This is a genomic window from Chitinophaga cymbidii, from assembly GCF_007992715.1.
Lineage (GTDB): Bacteria > Bacteroidota > Bacteroidia > Chitinophagales > Chitinophagaceae > Chitinophaga > Chitinophaga cymbidii.
This window is the reverse complement of the sequence record NZ_BKAU01000005.1, coordinates 884458-903907: the sequence shown is the minus strand read 5'-3', so window position 1 is coordinate 903907 and position 19450 is coordinate 884458. Positions and strand designations below refer to the sequence as shown.

Below are 19450 nucleotides of genomic sequence, written 5' to 3'. Positions count from 1 at the left end.
GGATCATGAAAACACCGCTCATCGCCCCTTCCCTGCTTGCCGCCAACTTCCTCGAAATAGGAAAAGAGGTGGAAATGGTCAATAACAGTGAAGCAGACTGGCTGCACCTGGACGTTATGGACGGGCGCTTTGTGCCCAACATCAGCTTCGGGCTGCCGGTCATCTCCCAGATCAGTAAAATAGCGAAGAAGGTCTGCGACGTGCACCTCATGATCGAGGAGCCGGAAAAGTATGCCGAAGCATTTCAGAAAGCGGGTGCGCAGATACTCACCGTGCATATAGAAGCCTGCGTGCACCTGCACCGCAACCTGCAGCAGATCCGCTCCCTGGGCATGAAAGCGGGCATTGCGGTGAACCCGCATACTTCCATCGGTTTGCTGGAAAACGTGATCCGCGATGCGGACGTGGTGCTGCTCATGAGCGTGAACCCTGGCTTCGGCGGGCAGCATTTCATTGAACAGACCTACGCGAAGATCCGCGCGCTGCGCGCGCTTATCGATCAGACCGGCTCTTCCGCCCTGATCGAAATAGACGGCGGTGTTACGCTGGACAATGCCAGGTCCATCCTGGATGCGGGTGCAGACGTCCTGGTGGCCGGCAATACCGTCTTTGCTTCCAAAGACCCGATAGCCACCATCAAAGCATTAAAACAATAACAGCCGCCCGCCCGTTAAACGCCAGCGGCAGCACACCCCGGTTTTATCGTCCCAGTTTCATGATCACATCGTTCGTCAGCGGCTTGGTAAGATACCCCGCCACGAAATCGAATTTGTTCACCCTTTCCTTGTCCGTATCATCGATCGATGATGTGAGCACATAGACTTTAATGTCTTTGCACAATTGCGGCCGCAGGAGCGAGAATGCTTCCAGGAACTCCCAACCGTCCATAATAGGCATGTTAAGGTCCAGCAGGATCACGTCCGGCAAAGCTGCCGCATCATTGGTATGGGTGCGGAGATGTTCGAGCACGTCTTGTGCGTCGGAGAATTTGGTTACGTCATTAGAGATGCTCAATCTGTCCAGCATGATCTGTGTGATCTGCTGGTGAATGGGATCGTCGTCGACTATAAAGATCGAATGCAACGGCTTCATAGTTTGTTATTCGGGGCTGAAGGTAATGATAAATTTGGTTCCTGTACCTATATGGCTTTCCGCCTGTATACTTCCGCCCATCGCTTCGATCTGGCTTTTGGTGATATACAGGCCGATGCCTTTGGCGTCTTTATTCTTGTGAAATGTTTTTCTGAACCCGAAAAGCTTGGCGCCATACCGCTCCATATCGATCCCTATCCCGTTATCCTCCGCCGTCAGCACCACCGCGCCATCTTCCAGGCGGCTCCGGAAGCGCATGCTCGGGCGGATGCCCGGCCGGCGGTATTTGATCGCGTTGGTGAGCAGGTTTTGCAGCAGGCTGTCCAGGTAAATACGCGGGTACACAATGTCCGGCGCCTCCCCGAAATCCGTTATCACCTCAATGCCGCTCGTTTCGATATCCACAAAAAGAATGTCTTTCACCTTCTGCAGGCGTTCTTCAAAGGAAAGGCGCTCCCGCTCCACGTTGAGGTCTTTCCGTATCTGCACGATCTCGATCAGGTCGTTCAGCGTTTCGTCGATATTCCGGATCACCTCCTGGAACATGCTGTTGTACAGCTCCTTTTCTTCCTCGCTGTCCGTTTCGTTCATGATCTGCATCAGCGCTTTCAGGTTGGCGATCGGCGCGCGGAGGTTGTGGGAGGTGATATGCGCGAAGTCTTCCAGCTGCTTGTTCTGGTTGACGAGGTATTTGTTGAGGGAAGACAGCTGGTCGTTCGCCTTTCTCAGCTCCCGCTGCATCTTTTTACTGTCCGTGATGTTGCGGGTGAAGATGGAAATATTGCCGTCCTGCATCGGCGCCAGCAGGAACTCGTACCATTTGTCCGGCGCGGGAAGGTAATATGAAAACGAAACCGGCGCCTGCAGCTGCATGCACTGCCGCACGCGGGCATGGAAGGTAGAGCCTTCCAGCATGGGGAACACCTCGAAGATGTTCTTGCCGATCACCTTGCCGTGATCTACGATCTCCTGCGCCTTGCGGTTGATGAAGTTCACCTTGCCGTCCTTGTCCATCACCGCATACCCCATGTCTATCGTATCAAAGAAAAGCCGCATCAGCTCCGTATTGCGGGTCAGCTGGTCGCGTATCTTGAACTGTTCCGTTACGTCCTGTATCACCCCATATAACCGCACGATGCGGCCATTGCGGTACTCCGGCTTGCCGATGGCGCGCACCTGCAGCAGGTTGTTCCGCGCCGTGTTCAGCGATACCGGCAGGTCGAACGCCTTGCCCCGTTCAATACAGGCGTTCACGGCCTGGCTCACTTTCTTGCGGGACTCGTGGGTGTAAAAGCTCAGCGCCTTTTCGAGGGTGATGGTGGCAAAAGGCGGCAGCTCATGGATCTTGTAGGTCTGCGCGCTCCAGCGCAGGAGGCCGGTGGTCATATCGTATTCCCAGCCCCCGATCTTGCCCGTTTCACCCGTTTGCAGCAGGAACTCCTGTGCCTTGGCGTTCTCCAGCTCCTGTCTTTTCTTTTCGGTGATATCGTTCACCAGCGCCACCACGATCTGGTCTTTATCCACCGGGTCTTCCACCGGGAACATGGTCACGTCCAGGAAAACCTCGCGGTTCATTTTGCCGCCGGCGATGTCCATTTCAAATTCCAGCTTTTTCTCCGCCCGCATCATTTTGCCTTTTTGCAAAACCTGCATGAAAAGCTCCTCCATGTCAAACAGGCGGGCGAAAGGATCGCTGATCATATTATAAGCTTCCGGCTGCTCTTCCAGCCCGGAATGGGCGAAGAACCGGCGCTGCGTCTGGTTCACGCGGTGGATGAAGCCGAAGTTATCGAACTGGATATATCCAACGGGAAGATTTTCCACGATGTTGTACAGCAGGCGCTCGCTTTTTTCAAGGCTGATCTGCGCCAGCTTCTTTTCGGTGATCTCGCTGAGGATAAGGAACAGGTAGGCGATCTCGCCGTTCATGCCCATCACCGGGAAGCCGGTACCCTCGTAGTAAAGCGGCACGAGGCGGGTCACGTCCTGTCCTTCCTCCTTCTCTTCCTTGTATTTCAGGAGCATTTCCTTTTTCACCGGCGCTTTCCGGCGCACCACCTCTCCCAGCAGCTCGTTCAGGCCGCTGCGCCGGTTGATCGGGTCTTCATGCACATTATAAGGAAGGTTATTGACGGCGGGATGGGTTTCCCCAAGTATCTGGCGCTGCATTTCGTTGATATCCCTGCTCCAGCCGTCCGGCGAGAACTGCTGGAGGCCGACGGGCAGGTTTTCGAGCACGCTCCGGAAGAAGCGTTCGTTCTCGCGGGCATCCAGCTCCGGCTGGATGTTGCGGCATACCATGATCACGGCCTCCTGCACCTGCTGCTCGTTAAAGAGGGGGCTGAGGCTGATCTGGAAATGCACGGGCGGCTCACCTACGGCCACGGCGAAGGTAAGGCGTTCGCCGGCGATGGCGCGCTCCCAGTTGTAGAGGGATTGCTGTAAAAGTTCGGGACAACAGGCTTCGCAAAGCTTGTACATACTGTCTCCCGGCTTCATTTCAGTGCCCAGGTACCGGATATGATCTGCCGCGAAAACCCGGTTGCAGGATACGAACCTGAGGTCGGTGTCAAACACTGCTACCGCATCCGGGAAGGCTTCGACCACCTGGTTCAGCAAAGCATTGTTCATTAGACGGTTCAATTTGGCATAGGCGGTTGCGATCCGTCAAATGTACTCATTATATTATACAATTTATTGCTATTATCATGGTAAACAGGGATATCGGGCAGATCATAAAAAATTCACATGGGCATTCATGCGGTAGGGTGACTACTTTTAAATATCTTTGAACCACGAAACAAATAGTTTCTTTTTAACGTTAAACTATAGTAGATTAAAAATCAAATCGCAGGATGAAAGTATTAATTCTCATGGGCTCCGAGAGCGACAAGCCGGTGATGCAGGAATCTCAAACGTATTTACAGTTCTTTGATATTGAAAGCGACCTGATCGTGGCTTCCGCGCACCGGAATCCCGACAAGGTGAGAGAGCTGGTGATCAACGCACAGCCGCAGGGTTATGGTGTGATTATTGCAGCAGCTGGTATGGCGGCAGCCTTACCCGGCGTTGTGTCCGCCTACACATCCCTACCTGTACTGGGTGTGCCCCTGGACGGCGGCCTGCCCGGCGGTATAGACGCTCTCTATTCCATCGTACAGATGCCCGCGGGGCTGCCGGTAGGCACCCTGGCGGTAGGCAAGGCCGGCGCCCGCAATGCAGCCATCCTGGCGGCAAGGATCATTGCGCTGAGCAACAAAAAAACAGCAGAACGTGTAGAAGCGTTCAAACAGAACGGATACCGGATCTAAGACATGCGAACGGGGACCGGCGGGCAACGGCCGGTCCTCATTTGAAGTCCAGTCCGAAATGCAGAAATCATAAATCGAACCGCATTGACAGAATCGATCATTAACCTTGATAGCGTGAACCCCATTGAGTTTTTCGGGGTGAATAACGGAAAGCTGGACTTATTGAAAAAGAAGTTCCCATTATTAAAGATCTTATCCCGGGGCACGCAGCTGAAGCTGTCCGGCGCACCGGAAGAAGTGGCCACCGCAAAAGAGAAGATCGGGCAGATCGTGAGTTACCTGGAAAGGAACGGCCATCTTACCGAAAATTATTTTGAGCAGATACTGGGCGAAGAAGAAGGCATCGGCATCGATCATTTCCAGGACCGCAACCCCAATGAAGTGCTGGTATTCGGCCCCAACGGGCGCACCGTACGGGCGAAAACGGCCAACCAGAAGAAAATGGTGGCGCTGGCGGACAAGAATGATATCGTTTTTGCGATCGGGCCGGCAGGTACGGGTAAAACCTACACCGCAGTGGCCCTGGCCGTAAGGGCGCTGAAGAACAAGGCCGTGAGAAAGATCATCCTTACCCGCCCCGCGGTGGAAGCCGGCGAAAGCCTGGGTTTCCTGCCCGGCGACCTCAAGGAGAAGATCGACCCTTACCTCCGTCCGCTTTACGATGCGCTGGACGATATGATCCCGGCGGACAAGCTCAATTATTTCATGACCAACCGCATTATTGAAATAGCTCCTTTGGCATATATGCGTGGCCGTACGCTGGACAATGCGTTCATTCTCCTGGATGAAGCGCAGAACTCCACGGACCTGCAGATGAAAATGTTCCTCACGAGGATCGGCGCATCTGCAAAGGCCATCATCACAGGCGACCTGACGCAGATCGACCTTCCGAAAAACCAGAAAAGCGGATTAGGCCGCGCAACACGTATTCTCCGGAATATAGACGGCATCGGCTACCTCGAACTGGATGAAGAAGACGTAGTGCGCCACCGCCTGGTGAAAGCCATCATCAAGGCTTACGACGCGGCCAGCGAAGATCACAATTAACACGATCTTAACAGCCATTATTGTAAGTTGCGCAATTAAATGATTCCTGTTAATTTTGTTAATGACACTATAACTTTAACCTATCAACCACATGAGCTATTACAGGCGAATTGTATATTTGATGTGCGTATCCGGATTATTTTTCACGATCAGCTGTAAAAAGAGACCTGAGCCACAAGAGGTTGCACTGGAATTTATGCACGCCATACAGGAATCGAACTTCGAGCGTGCTAAAGAATACGCCACCAAGGAATCGCAACAGGTCATCCTGCTATATTCCATTTTCGACGGCAAGCGCAACGAGAACGAACGTGAAAAGATCAAGAACGCCAAGCTGGAAGTAGTGGACCATGCAGAGGAAGGTGACAAAGCGACCGTTACCATCCTGAACTCCTCGGCGAAGCAACAGGAAACCCTGCAGCTGGTTAAAGAAAGCGGAAACTGGAAAATATCCCTGACACTTGAAAGCATCCTCCCTACATATGTAGCGCCGCCCGGAATAGACATGAAGTCCATGGCCCCCGGAGCCGTCACGGATTCCAGCAGCATGCTGCCCGATTCCATACCCGTTCAGTAACGCCTTTTCACATTTTTACAGGTATTACGTGTTTGTTCCTTAATTTTGCGCCTTTAGCGTAAAAATCAAGTATTTAGTTATGACAACAAACCCATGGCACAGCGTTAGTCCCGGTGAGAACGTTCCCCACGAAGTAACCGGCATCATAGAGATACCGAAAGGCTCCCGTGCGAAATATGAACTGGACAAGGAAAGCGGCCTGCTGAAACTGGACAGGGTACTGTATTCTTCCGTGTATTATCCGGCCAACTACGGATTCATTCCGAAAACATATTGCGATGACCATGATCCGCTGGACATTCTCATCCTTTCCCAGATAGACTGTGTGCCGCTTTGTATCATGGACGCCAAGGTGATCGGCGTGATGCAGATGATCGACAGCGGGGAAGCGGACGACAAGATCATTGCCGTGGCCGCGCACGACATGAGCGTGAACCACATCAACGACATCTCCGAACTGCCGCCGCACTTCATTCATGAAATGCGTCACTTCTTCGAGGAATACAAGAAACTGGAAAACAAGACCGTGAAAGTAGCGGAGTTCCAGAACAAGGCCGTAGCGGAAAGGATCATCCTGGAAAGCTTTGAGCTGTATAACAAGACATTTGGCGGTCAGCAATGACCTTTCACTACCTTGCCAGCCGGCCGCATCGTGGCAGGAAGGCGGGAGCATCAACATCAGAGGCTGACCACATCCAGCGGTCAGCCTCTTTTTATCCGGATACCGGATGAAGACAGATTAAGCATTCTTTTATAACATTCTTTTGATGATGCGCAGCTTGTGCGTCCGCTGGCCGGTATCGGCATTCATAATGCCGAGATGATCGATCGGGTCTATCCTCACTTTTCCGGCGGCGTGGATGATCTCGTGATCGCTCAGCATCAATCCCACATGCGTGATCCTGCCCGCCTCGTTATCGAAGAACGCCAGGTCGCCCGGCGCGGCCTCCTGCAGGAGGGACACCGTTTCACCCTGCGTCGCCTGCTGGTAAGCGTCGCGCAGTAAAGGGATACCGAGGATTTTATACACGGATTGGGTAAATCCGGAACAGTCAATCCCGAACACCGATTTCCCGCCCCATAAATAAGGCGTATTCAGGAAGGTATGCGCAATGGCCCGCCAGGCCGTCCGCGGCGAATGAGGCGCCGCAAAAGGCTCAATGCCCGTTTCTCCCGTCACCTTTACATTCCCCCAGGGCCCCGCTCCCATTTTCAGCAGGCAGCCATAGGGAATATACATCGGCTGGCCATTTACGGTCAACCGGGATGCCCATTGCGTAGCCATGTGCGTGGCCGGCGCTTCAAACTGCTCCAACGTAATGGTTTCCAGGTGCGAAGCCGTGGCCCAGCCCTCATATCCATCAAACTGTAATTTGACCTTCACCCAACCATCCGCATTAACCTCCTCGGTTTCAACGCATTCCCCGAACAACGCCTGGGAGATCATTTCGCTTTTATGGGCCGGTTCCGCCCGGAGGGGCATCACCGGCACGACTGTGATTGCAAATGGCATGTTAATTGTTTAAATAATATGAACCGGCATCGAACTTTTACTACCCGGATGTGTAAATATAATTAATAAGGCTTATGCACCTTTTGCTAAATAACCTGAGTGACAAAGAATTGCTGTACCGTATCAGGAAGCTGGAAGACCGTGAAGCGGCCGGTGTGCTGCTGGACCGGTACAGTCACCTGCTCGTTGCTGCCTGCCTTCCCCGGCTGAACCAGGAACAACGGGCCGAAGTTGTATTCCCGGCCATTACCCAACAGTTATATGCCCGTTTCCAGTTCCTGTACGGCAAAGTTAACCAGGCCGTTCACACACTGGTATTGAATTATTTTGCCACCGGCAGCGCTTTGCATACCACGCCCTACGAACCACGCCACGCGCAGGCCGTTCAGCACCTGGAAGCCCGCGTAGAGCATGCCGGCACCAACCCGATAGAAAGGGAAACACTCGCCCGGCAGCTGGAAGCAGCGCTGGAAAAGCTCGATGCCACAGAGCGGAAACTGATCACACAATTTTACATTGAGCACCATTCGCTCCGCGAACTGGCGCGTATTCATAACAGTACGGCAGAGAAGATCAGGAATCAGTTAAGTAAAGCCAAAAAGAAACTTGCCGCGCAAATTGATGGACCTGGCTTATGAACAATCATCCCAACAACAGACAGGAAAGGATCTTCAAGATCTTTACACCCGTTCGCTGCATGAACAGGGACCAGCTTCCCCGTTACGTGCAAGGCAATATGACGGAAGTGGAAAAACACCTCGTAGAGCAGCACCTCGTGGATTGCGACCTCTGCTGCGCCGCCGTGCTGGCCTTGCAGGACCTGCGCCATCATGAGCCGTTTGAACGGTACAGCACCGAGCTGAGCAACTTTTTACACCGGGAATATGCACCGCCGCCCAAAGTGCAAAAGAAGCAGCACCGCACGCAGCAATACGCCCGCGCAAAAGACGGCCTGCTCTCCTCCTTCTGGGTGGTCATGTTCATTGTGATCGGCGGCGGCAGCGTCTTTTTATTGCGGCAGCACCTGAAGAACCGCCCCGCGCTGATGATATTGCCGGCGAAAGCCTCCGATGCTGTGGCATTGCAGACGCCGGCCGTGCATATGGACAGCAACTATCATGAAGAACCCACAGGAAAACCGGGCATCAGCCGCGCCCCCGTCGCCGCTGTGGCGCATAGGGATACGATTAGGAAAGCAACTCCGCTGCGGAATGATTCCGCCGCGGCAGTGAAAAAAATTATAAAAGACACCATCAAACACAAGCCACCAACGGACACGGCTGCACGTACCGTGGCAAAAACACCGCCGCCCGCACCCAAAACACCGGATACCGCGCAAAAAGAGCCGCCCAAAGTAGCTGCTAAGGAAGAGAAGCCCAAAGAGCCGGCGCCCGAACCGGCCGAGGAAAAAGAAAAGGAAAAAGAAACGCCCAAACCGTCAACACCCACTGTTTCCGGCGATGAATCCTTATTCCGCGCCGCCATGCAGTACCAGCAGCAGGGCAATATCAACGAAGCGATCGACCAGTTCAGAAAACTTTCCAGCAACTACAAATATTCCGAGCGCGCCAAATACCAGCTCGCCCTTTGCTACCGCGTAAAAGGCCAGAACGGTAAAGCCCGCCGTTTGCTGAAGGAGATCGTGAAGATGGAAGGCAATATGAAAGACAAGGCGCAGGCGCAGCTGGACAATATGAATTAATTATACTTCGCATTTATGGAATCCCTCTGCGTACGCATCTTTTAATGCAGAACGCTAACTTTACACCGTGAATTCTCCGAGCGATCAAAATTATACGGACCAGGACTTGCTGCAACGGTATAAAACCGATGGCAACAGCGACTGGATCGGCATACTGTTCGACCGTTATGCCATCCTGCTGCTGGGTTTATGCATGAAATACCTGAAGAATGAAGAAGACGCGCGGGACAGTGTGCAGCAGATCTTCCTGAAGGTGCTGTCTGACATTCATAAACACGATGTGATCTTTTTCAAAGCCTGGATCTACCAGGTAGCGCGCAATCATTGCCTGATGCAGCTGCGGCATCATAAGGACGTAGAGCTGAAGGAAAGCCACATGCCCGAAGCCGCCGAGCAGGAAGATCATTCGGCGCATGTGCGGAAAGACGTGATGCTGGAAAACATGCAACTCGCCATGGACCAGCTGAATGCGGAGCAGGGCGCCTGCGTGCGGTTGTTCTACCTGGAAAAGAAATCATACCAGGAAGTGGCGGACATCACGGGATATACGTTGCTGCAGGTAAAAAGCTACATCCAGAACGGAAAACGCAACCTGAAGCTATTATTGGAAAAGTACAGTAAAAATAAACGCTAACTTGCATTAGCGAATGCAATATTATGAACGAACAATTTTCTGACATATTCACGGAAACAGCCTGCCCCTCCCAGGAGCAGCTGATGGCGTATGTGCAGGACCAGCTGAGCCCTGAAGAGCGGCACAAGGTGGAAGCGCATCTGGCCGACTGTGAAATGTGCAGTGAAGCAGTGGAAGGGTTGATGGCGATCCGTCAGAAAGAACAGATCCCCGCGTGGCTGCGGCAGGCCAAGTGGAACATTTTGCAGCAGCTCCGCCGGAAAACGCACAAAAAAAGGAAGGTGAACTTTTATCTCTACATCGCCGTGGTGGCGCTGATCATTGTTTTCCTGGCGCTGGCGCTGTTCTGGATGGTGCATATCTTCAACACCGCCCGTTAATACAGTGTTTTATCCCCTTTCTCTTTCCAGACGCGGAATACATCCCTGGCCGCTTCATTGGGGAAGGCAATGAAAGGTATCTTCTTTTGCCCATGCGGCACGTTGATCTCCTCGTAAATAAAAGAATCGTCAAAATGAATGGCCGCCGCCTCTTCCTTGGTGTTGGCGTAGAACACACGGGCCGGGCGCGCCCAGTAGATAGCGCCGAGGCACATGGGGCAGGGCTCGCAAGAAGTGAAGATCTCGCAATCGTTCAGCTGGAAGGTTTGCAGCCGCTGGCAGGCGTCGCGGATAGCGATCACTTCCGCATGCGCGGTGGGGTCGTTCAGCTTCAGCACCTGGTTCCATCCCTCTCCCACCACTTCATCTCCTTTTACGATGACCGAACCGAAAGGCCCGCCATCACCGGCCGCCATGCCACGTTCGGACAAAGCCACGGCCATCGCCATGAATTTCTTTTCTCTTTCACCGATCGGGTACATAAGATTGCAGTTTATTTACCAAGATACGAATAAAAAAACCCGGATGAAGAATCATCCGGGTATTACCTGTAACTGTATATCGTCGTATTTATGTAGAAAAATTTATTTGTTCCTGATCACCACTACGCCATCAAACACATCCACCAGCACGGGTTTCGATTTGTCCACATCCCCGGCCAGTATCTTCTTGCTCAGGAGGTTCACGATCTCTTTCTGGATCAGGCGTTTCAACGGCCTGGCGCCAAACTGCGGATCGTAACCCTGTTCCGCCAGGTAGTCCAGCGCATAATCAGAAAATTCCAATATCATGCCATTTTTAGCGACCAGCTCCTTCAGTTGTTGTAATTGTATGTTAATAATTCCTCTCACTTCGGAGCGCAGCAGCGGCTGGAACATGATCACCTCGTCCACACGGTTGAGGAATTCCGGGCGGATGGTCTGCCGCAGCAGGTTCATTACTTCTTCTTTTGTGCCGTCCACGATCTCATCCCGGTTGCCTTCGTTGATCTTTTCGAAGTTTTCCTGGATGATGTGGCTGCCCATATTGCTGGTCATGATGATGATGGTGTTCTTGAAGTTCACCACACGTCCCTTGTTGTCCGTCAGGCGGCCGTCATCGAGCACCTGCAGGAGGATGTTGAACACATCGGGATGCGCTTTTTCGATCTCGTCCAGCAGCACTACGGAATAAGGTTTACGTCGAACTGCTTCGGTGAGTTGCCCGCCTTCATCATATCCCACGTATCCCGGAGGCGCGCCGACCAGGCGGCTGACCGCATGTTTCTCCTGGTATTCGCTCATGTCTATGCGGGTCATCATACTTTCATCATCGAAAAGGAAATCCGCCAGCGCTTTCGCCAGTTCTGTTTTACCCACCCCGGTAGTACCGAGGAAGATGAACGAACCGATGGGGCGCTTCGGGTCGTGCAACCCGGCGCGGCTTCTGCGGATAGCATCCGCCACGGCGGTGATCGCTTCATCCTGTCCCACTACCCTTTTATGCAGCTCATCTTCCAGCGTCAGCAATTTATCGCGTTCGCTCTGCAGCATGCGCGACACCGGGATGCCCGTAGCCTTCGCCACATTCTCCGCAATATCCTCCGCATCTACCTCCTCTTTAAGAAGACGTTTATGTTGGGCAGATATTGCATTCAGTTCCACGGTCAGCTGCAGCACCTGTTCTTCCTGTTCTTTTATCTTGCCGTAGCGGATCTCCGCTACCTTTCCGTAATCACCGTTCCTTTCCGCCTGTTCTGCCGCCAGCTTCAGGTCTTCGATCGCCGCTTTGGCGTTCTGCACCTTGTCTACCAGCTCTTTTTCCTCTTTCCATTTCGATTTGAAAGTATTCCTTTCATCGCTCAGGCGGGCGATCTCCGCGCTTAATTCGCGCAATTTGTCCTCATCATTTTCCCGCTTGATCGCTTCTTTTTCGATTTCCAGCTGGCGGATGCGGCGTTCCAGCTCATCCAGCTCTTCGGGCATGGAGTTCATTTCCAGCCGCAGCTTGGCCGCGCTTTCGTCGATCAGGTCGATCGCCTTGTCCGGCAAAAAGCGGTCGGTAATATACCGGTGGGAAAGCTCCACCGCCGCAATGATCGCTTCGTCCTTGATCAGCACATGGTGGTGGTTCTCATATCTTTCTTTCAGACCGCGCAGGATGGAAATCGCGTCTTCCACGCTCGGCTCGTCGATCAGCACTTTCTGGAAGCGGCGCTCCAGCGCTTTGTCCTTTTCAAAATATTTCTGGTATTCGTTCAGCGTAGTAGCGCCGATCGCACGCAGCTCACCGCGCGCCAGGGCGGGCTTCAGAATGTTGGCCGCGTCCATCGCGCCTTCCATGGCGCCCGCGCCGATGAGGGTATGAATTTCATCAATAAAGAGGATGATGCCGCCATTGCTGTCGGACACCTCTTTTACCACCGCTTTGAGCCTTTCCTCGAACTCGCCGCGGTATTTGGCGCCTGCCATGAGCGCACCCATGTCCAGCGCATAAATGATCTTGTTATGCAGGTTTTCCGGTACATCGCCATTGACTACACGATGCGCCAGCCCTTCCGCGATAGCCGTTTTACCCACGCCCGGTTCCCCCACGAGGATGGGGTTGTTCTTGGAGCGGCGGGACAGAATATGCAGGGTGCGCCTGATCTCTTCATCCCGGCCGATCACCGGATCGAGCTTGCCCGCGCGGGCCAGTTCGTTGAGGTTCTTGGCATATTTCTCAAGACTGTTGTACTGCGCCTCCGCGGTCTGTGAATTAACGGTACCTCCCTTCCGCAGTTCGGTGATCGCCGCTTTCAGACCTTTTTCGGTGAGGCCGGCCGACTTCAGCAATTTGGCCGTGTCGTCGCTTCCGCCCAGTAGTCCCAGTAAAAGATGTTCCACACTCACGAATTCATCCTTGAATTCCTGTATGCTTGCGCCCGCCCGCAGCAGCGCGTTATTCGCATCGCGGCTGAGCGTTTGTCCGCCTTCGCCGTTGACGATGACGGTATATTTTTTGATTTGCTCGTCCACCTTGCTTTCCAGGAACGCCGTATTTACACCGTTCTTTTTCAGCAGGTATTCGATGCTGTTATCTTCGTCCGCCAGCAATGCCTTCAGCAGGTGGCCCGTTTCAATGGCGGTATTCTTGTCATTGAAAGCCAGCTGTTGCGCATGCTGCAGCGTTTCCTGTGATTTGATGGTAAAATTATTCAGATTCATTTTGCTAATCTTTTCTCCTTGTACGGTAGTTTTGCAAATGTTGATCCAACTGGTAAATGCAGCAATTATGACAGGAAAAATGGTGCCGGACTGCTCAATTTTCAGGAAAAAAGGGAAACGACTGTAATTATTTCCGGAAAAGTCAACCCTCCTGATGTTTACATTGTTATTTCGTTTGTTACCATGATTCTATAACCTCAAATCCACTGTTATGGCATTCGATCTGCTTGACACCCTGAAAAACCTTTTCAACCAAGAGTTTTCCCAAAAAGCAGCCACCCAGTTGGGCGAAAGCGAGTCCAGCGTACAAAAAGCGCTCGGGGGCATTATCCCCGCCATTCTCACCGGCCTGCTGCACAAGGCGGGCACTACCACGGATGCGGGGGGCCTGGCTGATATGGTGAAGGAAATAAGCCTGGCCGGTAATCTTCCGGGTAAGGGTGCGGACATCCTGCGGTCGCTTTTCGGTAACAGGGCCGGCCAGGTCACGGGCACCATTGCCAGGTATGCAGGCATTAAAGAATCTTCCGCGGACACCCTGCTGCAAACCGCAGCGCCCGCCACTGTGGGCGTAGTAGGCCAGCAAGCCGGCGGGGAAGACCTCAACGCCACCAGCCTGCTGTCTTTTCTCAACAACCAGAAAGAAGCTATACTGCATGCCGTGCCCGCCGGCCTGGGGTTGAAAGACGTGCTGGGCATCGGCAACCTCGGTGATATCAGCCGTAAACTAACCGGCCCGGGTGATGTCACCGGCGTTGCAGAAAGCAGGGTACGGACGAGATGGATATGGATGCTGATCTTCCTGGTGGCCGTGCTGCTATTGTTGTGGTACTGGCTGCGGGGATGTAACACCGGCGGCAATACGAATACGATGGATTCCGTGACCACCGGCCAGATGGAAGACTCCGCCATTGATGCCGTGATGGAGGAATCACCCGCCCGCGAATCCATCAAAGTGACCCTGCCGGACGGCAAAGTGCTGGAAGCTTATAAAGGCGGCATTGAAGATCAGCTGGTCACCTTTCTGAAAGACCCGGATACCAAAGGCGGCAAAGACCAGTGGTTTGATTTCGATAATCTCAATTTCAGGACCGGCAGCGCGGAGCTGACGGAAGAAAGCCAGCTGCAGGTGCAGAACCTGGTGGCTATCCTGCATGCATTTCCCAAAACGAAGGTGAAAATAGGCGGCTATACGGACCGTGTAGGCGACAGCGTAGCGAACATGCGGCTGTCGCAGGAACGGGCGGATGCGGTGCTGCGTTCTTTGCAGGCGGGGAATGTGCGGCCGGTGCAGTTGATGGGGGCGGAAGGGTATGGATCGATGTTCGCGAAGGCGGCGGCGGATGCGCCGAATGAGGAGCGGAAGCTGGATCGGAGGATTTCGGTGGGGGTTAGGGAGAAGTGACGGGAACTGATCAGAAAACCTTAAATTTGTATAAAATGAACTCAAATGGCGAAGGCTTTAGATCAGGAGATGCAGGACTACTTTACGCGACTAAATGACGCAGAGAAAAAGTCTGTGATTCAGATGTTGAAAACGTTCCTGAAAGGGCGTAAAGAGGGTGTTGCGCGACAGACGCTGGAAGAATATAATAGTGAGGTGGAGGAAGCCGATTCGGATATTGAAGCCGGTAACTTTGTTGCACATGAAGACATAATGAAACGTTATGGATTAAAGCACTAACGCATGGCATTGCATATCAAATGGGACCGCCATGCGCTCCATCAGTTTGAAACCCTGATCCGTCATATCGAGAAAGATTCACCAGCTAATGCTGCAAAAACAAGTCGTGCAATCCTGCTAAAAATAGATGGTTTGCTATCTCATCCCGAACAATGCCCTCCTGATAAATACAAAACGGAAAATGATGGCAGTTTCCGCGCCTTTGAACTGCATCGCTGCAGAATTACCTTATCGCTATAAAGGGAAAGAAATCCGCATCGTGCGTGTGCGGCATACAAAAATGAACCCCCTGATTTTTTAAACCCTACTCCCCCTTCACAAAAACAATCCTGCTCCTGTCCGCCTTATAAACCGAATTAAAGAACGATTCCAGCGCCGCATATTCCGTTGCCGGGAACAGCCCCTCCCTCCTTTCCATCACCCGGATATAGGTAATTTTATTCCCCTCCACTTTTGCACTCGCGGCGTACTTTCCGAAAGGGCTTTCCAGGCTTACGTCCTTAAATATCGATTCCGGCGTGTAGCCGTTGGGGATAGCGATCTCCACCGTGTCCACGTCCCGGTAAGGATTGCTCAGGCGGATGGGCGCCTTGCGGTTGGGGGCCTCGTCCAGCTTTGCACCGGAGCGGTTCAGCACATTGGGAACGATGAAGAGGCGCTTGCCGCTGATGGAGGCGTAGTTGGGGGCGGTGATGTCCAGCAGTTCATCCATGGACGGTACGGGGGATGCATCGGGGAATTCGTTGTAGTGGAATTTTTTGATGTCGTAGCTGGGGAGGTTCAGTCTTTCTTTCAGTATTTCGAGCTGCTTTTCCGGGGAAATGCTGTGCACGAAGCCGTGGTACCAGTCCTGCTGCATGCCCGTGAGCTGCGTGCGGGAGCTGCCAGCCAGGTGGCCCTGTTCATTGATCACGGCTTTGATCAGGCGGTTCTGCTGGTTCACTTCCATCCGGTAATCCGGGGTGTACACGAGCTTGCCGCCGTTTTCGGTGACCAGCAATACGGGGCGGTTGTTCGTGAACTGGCCGAGATAGCCGAACGGCGATATCTGGCTGGTGCATTCCAGCCAGATCGTATCTTTTGCGGAAGGCACACAGAGAATGGCATGGTTGAACTGGTTCACGGCGAAATCTTCCACCAGGTCGTTCTTCCCCTGCCCTGCCTGCACCAGCACATAATGCGAACGGATGCCCGCTTCCTTCAGCAGGGCGTACATGTAATTGCTCAGCGCCTTGCAATCGCCGTACCCTTTGGTGGATACGTAGGTGGCATCAAAAGGCTGGAAGCCGCCGACGCCCAGCTGGATGCTGATGTAGCGCGTGCGTTCCTGCATGTATTTGTAGAGGCGGCGTATCTTTTCACGGTCTTCCTTCAGATCGTCTACCAGCGCATGTATTTCAGCTTTCGTTTTCTCCGGCAATACGTCGCGGCCCGCATTCAGCAATCCTACGAACCTGCCGAAATCGTCCCAGCTGTTCATCTTCCCGGTATATGTACCGTATGAAAAATCACTCGGGGCCAGGTACACCACGGTAGTACGGTAACGCAAAGCAGCAGCCATGGGCTCATCTTCCAGCGCCGGCAATTCTTTTACTTCCCAGCTGAAGGTCTTAGTGCCTTTGCCGGGCGTCTGCACCGGTTCGCCTTTATAGGAAAACTGTTTGTACCGCAGCAGGTAATCCGCCGGCACGGTGATGTTCAGGCGGCTTTCCTGCACGGACAGCAGGATATCGTCTTGCGGAATCCAGCGGGGGAAGTAGAAAGTCTGCGTGCTGCGGACTTCCGTTTCATATTCCACCGTGTAGGGATAGGTGCGGTGATAGAAGTCGTGGCGCTTCAGGCGGTCATCTTCCATCAAACTAAAATCGCTCACGGCGCTTTCATCCTTGATCTCGCTTTGCTTCAGCTTGCGGATCTGCTTGCCGGACGCATCGTACAGTGCGCCTTTGATGCTTTTTATCTCCCTTAACTGATCGTAATAATCATAAAAGGCCGCATGTTTGCTGCCGCTTTCGTTGAGGATGGTCACGGCATAGCGGGTCACGATCCGCATATCCTTCAATCCTTTCATATCGATATGCAATTCCTGTACGCGGACTACCGCGTTGGCATTCTTCAGCAGCGCCGGCGGGATGGCCGCTACCGGATATTCCGGGTCAGCCGCCGATGCCTGTACACCTACCAGAAGCAGGAAGATCAGTCGCTTCATCATGATTTCTTCTTTAAAACAATTTGTTCGGCATGTTTCTTCACCACGATGTCGAAGAACTGGCGCAGGCTTTCATATTCCTCCGGGCTATAGGTAGCGCGGCTCAGCTTCAGGCGGGAGCGCATCTGCAGCATGTTGCCCTGCTGGCCGGTGAGGAACTGGAAAACGCCTTCGCCGTCGTTGAACTTCACGATGGTGGACTTCGGCATATCTTCCACCGTGTAGTTTTCGGGGAGTTGCATGCTTAACGTATAGTTCACATCCGGCACCGCCTGCATTTCCACAGGGTAGCGGCGGACGGCCGACTTGAAAGGATTGCTGCGCATGGCTTCGGAGAACATGGGATTGAGGTAGATCATGCCATTCTCATCCTCCATATCCAGTTTGAAATCATATTCCACCACCGCCGGAAAGCTGTACCTGTCCAGGCTGTCGATCTTGCCATTGCTCAGCTTGATGGGCGCGCGAAAATCCTTTTCCAGTTCTTTGAAATACGCATCCTCCCCTTTCTGACGGACCTTCTCGCGCAGGCTGTAAGAATTGAGATAGGTCGCCTGCTGCTGGAAATGGCCTGTAAACCCGCCCTTTTCATCCGGCGAAATAAAAACGCCCGTCACCTCCATCTCCCGGAGCGAATCCGGCTCAAAGGCCAGCGGCACAGCCTCCGCATTCACCATACGTGCGTGACCGTTATAGCAGTCCGCATGCAGCTTTCCGAAGCCGAGGTAAGGCCGGGTAGCATCCATCTGGTAATCATGCTCCGCAATATGCACATTCGCCACGGTATAGTTAAAGCGCGCCGCGATCGGATACAGGGCATAGACCTTGCCATGATCGCGCGTACTCAGCAACACCGGCGCCGCATCCAGGTCCGCCACCTTCAGCATGGCCACCAGCAGCAGGTTGATCTCGGACACATTGCCACTTTTCTTGCTGAACGTGGTTTTCAGAGACTGCTTCGCATACACGGCAGAGAAATCCGTGCAGGTATAGTTATCGCGCACAAAAGCATAGATGCGCTTCGCTTTGTCGAGCTGATCTGACGCGCCTTTGACGACCTCATCCACCGTACGCACCAGGAAGCCGTTATTGTTGGTCAGCGGGCCCGCATACTCCTCATCCTTCATCATCTCTTCCATGAACTTCGGCCAGGTGCTCATCACCGGCTGCACGGGATAGTTCGGATAGCGGATAGACGCCAGCTGGAATTCGATGGAAGCAATGTGGTTGCGGAGCGTGGTCACAAAACCCTCCTCCTTCAACGGCGCCACGTCTTTCATCACCCAGCGGTGCCGCGTAACGCCCGGCGATACGGACACGTTCTCCGAATTCACGCCGCTGTAACCGTAACCAGTCTGGGAACGGACACGCAGGTTGTAGGTCTTCCGGGAATTCTCGCTGTCCTTGATATAAAAAGGATTATAGCCCTGGCTCAGGAAGATGTATTCGTAATACTCCGGCAGCTCCACCTCATATTCGCTCCACAGCACCGGATGCTGGCCCTGGAAAGCCCAGGAGCGCAGGTAATAGGGAAATTCGGAATTGATGGTATACGATATTTCGATGATGGAGCCTTCCTTTACGTTGGGAAGGGTGAATTTTTTGATGATGGTGTTTTTGTCCAGCTTCTCGGTGAACACCGCTTTGGATTCCAGCTTCGTTTCCACCACCTTGCCGTTTTCCAGGTTGTAGGTCACGGCTTTGAGGTGCTGCAGGGATTCTTCCTTGCTGCCCTGCTGGTGGAGGTAGATCTCTTCATCCGCCAGGTCGTACCCGTTCTTGTTGAGTATTTTGATGCGTTTATAGCGTTTGTACACCTGCTCGAACCATTCGCTGCCGGAATCAAAGGCCGTGGAGCCGATGTCCGCCATAATAACAGCGCTGGCGCCGGTATCGAGGTCGTAACGGGTCTGTTTGAAGTCTTCGGCGGAAACCTTGCCGAAGCGGGCCGGGCTTTTGTCCTGTGCAAACGTGGTGCAGGAAAGCAGCATCAGGGCAGTTCCCAGGCAGATATTTCTAGTAGGCATGCGGGTCAATTATCAGGTCAGGGATTAGTTTTCGGGGTAAATGTATAAATTTTCCGTTATAAAATGAGGCCGGTGGCGGGCCGGAATGT

The 19450-nt window shown here is 53.2% G+C and carries 19 protein-coding genes; 12 read left to right on the top strand and 7 right to left on the bottom strand.

Features of this window, described 5'->3' with window-relative positions:
• Positions 1-5 precede the first annotated feature (5 nt).
• Positions 6-656, top strand: a complete 651-nt coding sequence (rpe, locus tag CCY01nite_RS22260; protein WP_146866377.1) for a ribulose-phosphate 3-epimerase — start codon at positions 6-8, stop codon at positions 654-656.
• Positions 657-699: 43 nt separating this feature from the next.
• On the opposite strand, the gene CCY01nite_RS22255 is transcribed toward rpe, so the two are convergent.
• The gene (locus CCY01nite_RS22255) at positions 700-1092 is read right to left on the bottom strand and encodes a response regulator (protein WP_146866375.1); all 393 of its coding nucleotides are present in this window, start codon (positions 1090-1092) and stop codon (positions 700-702) included.
• A gap of 6 nt (positions 1093-1098) precedes the next feature.
• On the bottom strand, positions 1099-3723 hold the full coding sequence (locus CCY01nite_RS22250; protein ID WP_146866373.1) for a PAS domain-containing protein: 2625 nt from the start codon (positions 3721-3723) through the stop codon (positions 1099-1101).
• A 224-nt stretch (positions 3724-3947) separates the two neighbouring features.
• Here CCY01nite_RS22250 and purE point away from each other — a divergent pair, with 224 nt between their 5' ends.
• From purE to CCY01nite_RS22230, 4 genes are all read left to right on the top strand, one after another.
• On the top strand, positions 3948-4403 hold the full coding sequence (gene purE, locus CCY01nite_RS22245; RefSeq protein WP_146866371.1) for a 5-(carboxyamino)imidazole ribonucleotide mutase: 456 nt from the start codon (positions 3948-3950) through the stop codon (positions 4401-4403).
• A gap of 84 nt (positions 4404-4487) precedes the next feature.
• Complete coding sequence (locus tag CCY01nite_RS22240; protein ID WP_146866369.1) at positions 4488-5450, top strand: PhoH family protein; 963 nt, start codon at positions 4488-4490, stop codon at positions 5448-5450.
• Between the two features lie 91 nt (positions 5451-5541).
• Entirely contained in the window at positions 5542-6027 is a 486-nt protein-coding gene (locus tag CCY01nite_RS22235) for a DUF4878 domain-containing protein (protein ID WP_146866367.1), read from the top strand.
• Between the two features lie 79 nt (positions 6028-6106).
• The gene (locus tag CCY01nite_RS22230) at positions 6107-6649 is read left to right on the top strand and encodes an inorganic diphosphatase (RefSeq protein WP_146866365.1); all 543 of its coding nucleotides are present in this window, start codon (positions 6107-6109) and stop codon (positions 6647-6649) included.
• 129 nt (positions 6650-6778) lie between these two features.
• Here the strand turns inward: CCY01nite_RS22230 and CCY01nite_RS22225 are convergent, their stop codons facing one another.
• Positions 6779-7540: a C40 family peptidase gene (locus tag CCY01nite_RS22225; protein WP_146866363.1), complete on the bottom strand. Its 762-nt coding sequence runs from the start codon at positions 7538-7540 to the stop codon at positions 6779-6781.
• 74 nt (positions 7541-7614) lie between these two features.
• On the opposite strand from CCY01nite_RS22225, the gene CCY01nite_RS22220 reads away from it, so the two are divergent.
• The 4 genes from CCY01nite_RS22220 to CCY01nite_RS22205 all read left to right on the top strand — a co-directional run bounded on the left by CCY01nite_RS22220 (position 7615) and on the right by CCY01nite_RS22205 (position 10256).
• Positions 7615-8178, top strand: coding sequence for an RNA polymerase sigma factor (locus tag CCY01nite_RS22220; protein ID WP_146866361.1), 564 nt, complete (start codon positions 7615-7617; stop codon positions 8176-8178).
• Positions 8175-9242 (top strand): tetratricopeptide repeat protein, encoded by a 1068-nt coding sequence (locus tag CCY01nite_RS22215; RefSeq protein WP_146866359.1) that lies wholly within the window; start codon positions 8175-8177, stop codon positions 9240-9242. Before CCY01nite_RS22220 ends, CCY01nite_RS22215 begins: the two co-directional genes overlap by 4 nt.
• 67 nt (positions 9243-9309) lie before the next feature.
• Positions 9310-9876, top strand: a complete 567-nt coding sequence (locus tag CCY01nite_RS22210; RefSeq protein WP_146866357.1) for an RNA polymerase sigma factor — start codon at positions 9310-9312, stop codon at positions 9874-9876.
• A gap of 23 nt (positions 9877-9899) precedes the next feature.
• Positions 9900-10256 (top strand): anti-sigma factor family protein, encoded by a 357-nt coding sequence (locus CCY01nite_RS22205; RefSeq protein WP_146866355.1) that lies wholly within the window; start codon positions 9900-9902, stop codon positions 10254-10256.
• Here CCY01nite_RS22205 and CCY01nite_RS22200 read toward each other — a convergent pair.
• Together CCY01nite_RS22200 and clpB are read right to left on the bottom strand one after the other, a co-directional pair.
• Positions 10253-10738 (bottom strand): nucleoside deaminase, encoded by a 486-nt coding sequence (locus CCY01nite_RS22200; RefSeq protein WP_222614467.1) that lies wholly within the window; start codon positions 10736-10738, stop codon positions 10253-10255. The genes CCY01nite_RS22205 and CCY01nite_RS22200 overlap by 4 nt on opposite strands.
• 102 nt (positions 10739-10840) lie before the next feature.
• On the bottom strand, positions 10841-13441 hold the full coding sequence (clpB, locus tag CCY01nite_RS22195) for an ATP-dependent chaperone ClpB (protein WP_146866353.1): 2601 nt from the start codon (positions 13439-13441) through the stop codon (positions 10841-10843).
• A 211-nt stretch (positions 13442-13652) separates the two neighbouring features.
• Between clpB and CCY01nite_RS22190 the strand changes: the two genes are divergently transcribed.
• From CCY01nite_RS22190 to CCY01nite_RS22180, 3 genes are read left to right on the top strand one after another with little or no spacing between them, the layout of a single operon-like run.
• Positions 13653-14846: an OmpA family protein gene (locus CCY01nite_RS22190; protein WP_146866351.1), complete on the top strand. Its 1194-nt coding sequence runs from the start codon at positions 13653-13655 to the stop codon at positions 14844-14846.
• A gap of 45 nt (positions 14847-14891) precedes the next feature.
• Positions 14892-15125 (top strand): hypothetical protein, encoded by a 234-nt coding sequence (locus CCY01nite_RS22185; RefSeq protein WP_146866349.1) that lies wholly within the window; start codon positions 14892-14894, stop codon positions 15123-15125.
• Positions 15126-15128: 3 nt separating this feature from the next.
• Positions 15129-15365, top strand: a complete 237-nt coding sequence (locus tag CCY01nite_RS22180) for a type II toxin-antitoxin system RelE/ParE family toxin (RefSeq protein WP_146866347.1) — start codon at positions 15129-15131, stop codon at positions 15363-15365.
• 64 nt (positions 15366-15429) lie between these two features.
• Here CCY01nite_RS22180 and CCY01nite_RS22175 read toward each other — a convergent pair whose 3' ends face one another.
• Together CCY01nite_RS22175 and CCY01nite_RS22170 are read right to left on the bottom strand one after the other, a co-directional pair.
• The gene (locus CCY01nite_RS22175) at positions 15430-17337 is read right to left on the bottom strand and encodes a DUF3858 domain-containing protein (protein ID WP_146866345.1); all 1908 of its coding nucleotides are present in this window, start codon (positions 17335-17337) and stop codon (positions 15430-15432) included.
• Positions 17334-19361, bottom strand: coding sequence for a transglutaminase family protein (locus CCY01nite_RS22170; protein WP_146866343.1), 2028 nt, complete (start codon positions 19359-19361; stop codon positions 17334-17336). The genes CCY01nite_RS22175 and CCY01nite_RS22170 overlap by 4 nt, the downstream gene beginning before the upstream one ends.
• Positions 19362-19450: the final 89 nt, after the last annotated feature.